We start from the raw sequence: 5,098 nt of genomic DNA on the forward strand, positions 1-5,098 counted from the left end.
GCGGGGCTCGGGCTGCGCGGCGGGGTCGGAGGGCCCGGCGGGCTGGGGCTCGGGCTGCGCCGCGGGGGCGGGGCGCCGGGCCTGGCGGGGCTCCGGCTGCGCGGAGGGGTCGGCGGTGCGCCGGGACTGGCGGCCCTTCGGCTGCGCGCCGGGGCGGGTGCGCCCGGACTGACGGGACTCCGCCTGCGCGCCGGGGGCGGTGCGCCGGGCCTGGCGGGGCTCCGGCTGCGCGGCGGGTTCGGCCGTACGCCGGGACGGGCGGCCCTCCGGCTGCCCGCCGGAAGCGGTGCGCCCGGACTGGCCGGGCTCCGGCTGCGCGGACGGGACGGTGAAGATCTGGTCCGGCGACGGGAGGTGGTCCGCCGGGGTGGTGGTCGGGACCACGCGGGCCAGCAGTTCCTCGGACGGCTCCTGGGCCGCTTCCGGGGCGAGTTCCCCGGCCTGCGGCAGGACGGGCAGCCGGACCTCGAGGGTCCGCTCGGACTCGGGAACCGCCGGGTCCCGCGGCTCCTCGTCCGGCGCGGACACCGCGACCGGGGCCGCCTCGTCCACCGGGACCTCAGGGTCCGGGGCCTTCCCGCTCAACGGCACGACGGAAATCCACTCACGGTCGCCCGCCTCGGCCGGGTCCGCGTCCCGCTCCGACGGGTCGCCCGTCACCGAGCCGAGCCCGGAGCCCGCCCCCTCGGCGGGGACGACACCGTCGGCCGCGGCGATGTCGTCGGCCGCGGCGATGTTGTCGGCCGAGTCCGGACCGTGGCTCGAGCCGGGGCTGTTGGCCGAAGCCGGGCCGTCCACGGCGAAGCCGTCCGCCCGGGCGGCACTCTCAGCCGCGCCGAAGCTGCCGGCCGCGGTCGGCTCGTCGGCCGGGGCCGCGGCGTCCGCCGCGAAGCCACCGGACAGGGCCGGGTCACTGGCCGTGGCCGGGCCATCAGCAGCAGCAGCATCCGCCGGGGCCGGGCCGTCGGCCGACGTCGGGCCCGTCGGCGGCGTCAGGGGGGACGGTTCGCCCCTGGTGCGGCCCGACAGGATGTTGCCGTTGGCTTCGGCGACGGCGCCCGGGAGGTTCAGGTGGGGGATGCCGTCGTGGGCGGTCACGGTGTGGACCGGCGAGCCCGGCGCCGCCGTCGGGAGCAGGGTGGCCGGGATGACCACGAGGGCCTCCGTGCCGCCGCCCCGGGAGGCGCGCAGTTCGGCGGTGACCCCGTGGCGCGCCGCCAGCCGTCCCGCGACGTACAGGCCGAGGCCCAGGCCGTGTTCCGCCTCGGGCTCCTCGTCGTACGCCTCCGGCTCGGACAGCCGGGAGTTGAGCGCGGCGAGCCGGTCCCCGCTGACCCCGATGCCCTCGTCGATAACGGACAGCACGGCGTCACCGGAGTCGAGCAGCCACCCGGAGACCCTGACCTTGGCCTCCGGCGGCGAGAAGGTCGTCGCGTTCTCCAGCAGTTCCGCCAGCACGTGCGAGATGTCGTCGGCCGCGTGCCCCGCCACCTGCGTGAACCCCGGCAGTGCCGCGAGGTCGACCCGCTCGTAGCGCTCGATCTCGCTCACCGCGGCCCGCATGACGTCCACCAGCGGGACCGGCGTCGCGTGCCCCGGACCGTGCTCCTGGCCCGCCAGGACCAGCAGGTTCTCGTTGTGACGGCGCATCACCGTCGCCAGGTGGTCCAGCTTGAAGAGGGTCGCGAGCTGGTCGGGGTCCTGTTCCTTGGACTCCAGCTCCTCGATGACGGCGAGCTGCCGCTCGACCAGCCCGAGGGTGCGCAGCGAGAGCGAGACGGAGGTCGTCGACATGATGCGCCGGTGCTCCTCCAGCCCGGCCCGTAGCCGCGCGAGTTCGTCCTCCAGGGCGCTGCGGCCGTTGCTCAGCGCCTCGTTGCGGCCGATCAGGCGGCGGCGGTCGGCGTCGAGACCCGCGATGCGGGTGTGCAGGGAGACGGTCTGGTCGCGGACCGCGTTGAGGTGGCGGACCACCTCGGCGAATTCGTCGTTGCGTCCGGTGAAGCGCACCGGCTCCACCGAGCCCTCCGCGGTCGCCAGCCGCGCCGCGCCGCGGCGCAGGACGGACAGCGGCCGGGTGAGGGAGCGCGCGACGGCGGTCGCGAAGATGACGGCGAAGAGGAACAGGGCGCCGAGGATCGCGATCGTGCGTTCGAGCGCCGTCACGTCGTCGTCACGCAGCGCGGCGAGCGCGCTGGCGCGGTCCCCCGCGAGGGTGGATTCGACGGACCGCATCCGGTCTATGCGGGCGGAGAGCGCGGCCCCCACGGTCTGGCCGTCGAGCTTGCGGTCGGCGGCGGTCAGCGTGGGCCGGTCGGTGAGCCGCTTGAGGTAGTCGTCGGCGTCCTTCACCTCGGGACCGGTGACGGTCGCGGCGAGGGTCTGGCGTACGTCGGGCCGCGCGGCCCGCGCGAAGTCGTCGAGGGCGGCGAGCTCCCGCACGCGCGAACGCTGGGCGGCGGTGGCCAGTTCGTCGACCGCGGCGGTGCTCTGGGACTGCTCGGCCCGGGGGACGGCCAGCGCGGCGAGCAGCAGGCCACGGGTGGCCGAGGCCTGCTCCACGGCCTGGCCGAGGGGGGCCATCGGCCGGGTGGTGGCCAGGGCGCCGGTGGCCCGCGGCGGGGTGAGCTCGGTGAGCCGGTCGCCCGGAGCGGTCAGTTCCGCGAGGAGGGCGGAGTAGGCCTGGTGCGCGGCGAGGGCGGTGCCCTTGCCGCCGACGGCCTCGGACCGTACGGCCTGGACCCGGCCCAGGGTCTGCGCGAGCCGCTCGTCGGCCTCGGGGCGGAGTTCGCCGATCTGCCGGTCGGTGCCCGCGGCACGGTCCTGGACGGCGGACTTGCCCGCGGCGCCCGTCGCGGGGCGGCCCCCGGCGACGTACTCGGTGACGGCGTCGCGTTCGTCGGCGAGCAGGTGCGTGAGGGTGAGCGTCTGCTGCGTCCGGTCGGCGAGGGTGACCAGCTGCTGGGAGTCGTTCAGCTCGGAGGCGGCGGTGACCACCGCGGGGGCGCCGGCCGCGAGGACGGTGAGCCCGGTGACGGCAACGCCCATGACCAGCCTGCGGCGCACCCGTACGGTGCGTCCCGCGCGGCCCGCCGCGGCGTGGCCGTCGGCAGGGGTGGTGGCGGCGGTGCCGTTCTTCCGAGACGGCTTCTTCTGCACCGGTGCTCGCAATCCTGTACGTGTGCTCGTGCTCGTCTACTCGTGTGGCCGAGGTACCGGCCGGTCAACAAGTAAACGCCCCCTGCCCCCTCGTACCGCTTCAGACCTTCGCAGTGTGTTGGGGAGAGAGCCGCACATCGCTCACCCGGCCACTTGAACGAGTGAACAACACGGAGGAGTTGACGACCAACTCGGACGGCCCCTCGTCAGGGCCGGGTCATGGACAGGCGGTTGAAAGATCCATGGCCGCTTGACAGGATGCCCGCCCACAGCTGCCCGGACGCTCGGATTCCGCCGGATTAGGGCCATTCGGTCGGGATCGGCCGCCCTGCGCGATGCCCCGTACGCCGTCCTGCGCGCCGCGGCTCCGGAGTCGGACCGACCGCCTCCGTTCACCTGTCCGCACGGCGCCCGTCCCCCGGCGCCGCGGACATCCCGGGCAGAATGTCCGTATGCGCATCGACCTCTCCTCCGCCCCCGGCGACCCGGAACGCCCCAACGAGGACTGGCTGTCGGCCTCGGTGCCCACGTCGGGCGAGGGCGGGGTGCTGGTCGCGCTGGACGGGGTCACGCCGCCGCGCGGTGACGTCGGATGCGGGCACGGGGTGCCGTGGTTCGCGTCCCGGCTGGGCGGGCGGCTGACCGAACTGTCCGGATCGCGCCCGGACATGCCCCTCGACCGGATCCTCGCGGAGGCGATCCGCGCCACCGCCGACGCACACCGTGACACGTGTGACCTTTCTCACGCCAGGACCCCGCAGGCGACGGTGGTCGTGGTCCGCTGGGACGCGGAGTACGTCGAACACCTCGTCCTGTCCGACTCCGTCCTCCTGCTGCGCGCGCCGGAGGGCGAGGTGACGGCCGTACTGGACGACCGGCTCGACCGGGTGCCTCCGGAGGTGCTGCGCTCGGTGGCCGCCACCGACGCGCTGCGCAACGCGGACGTGGCGGGCGCCTTCTTCACGGCGGCCGCGGACCCGGCGGTGGCCGCCCGTGCGGTGACGGGCCGCGTGCCGCGCGCCCGGGTGGCGGCGCTGGCCGTGCTGACGGACGGCGCGAGCCGCTGGACGGACACGTTCCGGGAGGGCGACTGGGCCGACTGCATGGCCGTCCTGCGCAAGGAGGGCGCCGAGGCGCTGATCGGCCGGGTCCGGACCCTGGAATCCGCCGCGGGCGACGGCCGGACGCCGCGGTCGAAGCGGTCGAAGCGGCACGACGACGCCTCGGCGGCCTACGCGGAGCTGTGAGCCCAGGCGTACGCCGCCACTCGTGCGTCCGGGGCCGCCGGCCGCCCTTCGCCGCTGTCCGGGGCCGCCGACCGCCACTCGGCGCTGCTCCGCGCTACTCGGCGCTACTCGGCGCCACTCGGCGCTACTCGGCGCCCTGGTTCAGCTGGTTGAGCAGCCGGGCCAGCTCCGCGACCTCGCCGCGGTCCCAGTCCGCGAGCTTGCGCATGTACTGCTCGCGGCGGGCGTAGCGCACCCGCAGGAAGCGTTCGCGGCCCTCGTCGGTGAGGCCGACCAGGAAGGCCCGGCCGTCGGCGGGGTCCTGTTCGCGGGCGACCAGGCCCAGGGTCTCCAGGGCGCGCAGCTGCCGGCTCATGGTCGCCTTGCCCACGCCGAAGTAGGCGGCGAGGTCGGTCGCCCGCTGCCGGCCGGCCGCTTCGAGGCGGACGAGCAGGCCGTACGCCGCCGGTTCCAGCTCGGGGTGCAGTGCGCGGGCCATCTCGCCGGAGGAGGCGCGGGCCCTCCGGAGGAAGACGGACAGCTCCCGCTCCAGCGCGAGGAACTCCTGGTCTTCACTCCCGTGCACGTACCGCTCCCATCGATGGTGTGGAGCACCAGTATCGAGCAGCCGGGTCTCCGACCGCTCCCTGTCGGCCCTGCGCTCCCGCCACGTCGGCTTCGTCTTCCAGTCCTTCCACCTGGTGCCGGGCATC

Annotated in this window: 3 protein-coding genes; 1 reads left to right on the top strand and 2 read right to left on the bottom strand. The window is 75.5% G+C overall.

Annotated features, from left to right (window positions below; genetic code table 11):
- Positions 1 to 3,159, bottom strand: a 3,159-nt coding sequence (locus ABT084_RS37625; protein ID WP_351054276.1) for a sensor histidine kinase, incomplete at its 3' end; no start/stop codon positions are given.
- A 452-nt stretch (positions 3,160 to 3,611) separates the two neighbouring features.
- On the opposite strand from ABT084_RS37625, the gene ABT084_RS37630 reads away from it, so the two are divergent.
- Positions 3,612 to 4,406, top strand: a complete 795-nt coding sequence (locus ABT084_RS37630; protein ID WP_351054279.1) for a protein phosphatase 2C domain-containing protein — start codon at positions 3,612 to 3,614, stop codon at positions 4,404 to 4,406.
- 124 nt (positions 4,407 to 4,530) lie between these two features.
- Here ABT084_RS37630 and ABT084_RS37635 read toward each other — a convergent pair whose 3' ends face one another.
- Positions 4,531 to 5,097 (bottom strand): MarR family winged helix-turn-helix transcriptional regulator, encoded by a 567-nt coding sequence (locus ABT084_RS37635; RefSeq protein ID WP_502969301.1) that lies wholly within the window; start codon positions 5,095 to 5,097, stop codon positions 4,531 to 4,533.
- Between the last annotated feature and the right edge of the window lies 1 nt (position 5,098).

Source organism: Streptomyces sp. NPDC002138, assembly GCF_040296485.1.
Classification (GTDB): domain Bacteria; phylum Actinomycetota; class Actinomycetes; order Streptomycetales; family Streptomycetaceae; genus Streptomyces.

Bases quoted from the DNA above. Each gene is read 5' to 3' on its own strand.
- ABT084_RS37630 (WP_351054279.1), top strand. From the start codon at position 3,612: ATGCGCATCGACCTCTCCTCCGCCCCCGGCGACCCGGAACGCCCCAAC.
- ABT084_RS37635 (WP_502969301.1), bottom strand. From the start codon at position 5,097: ATGCCCGGCACCAGGTGGAAGGACTGGAAGACGAAGCCGACGTGGCGG.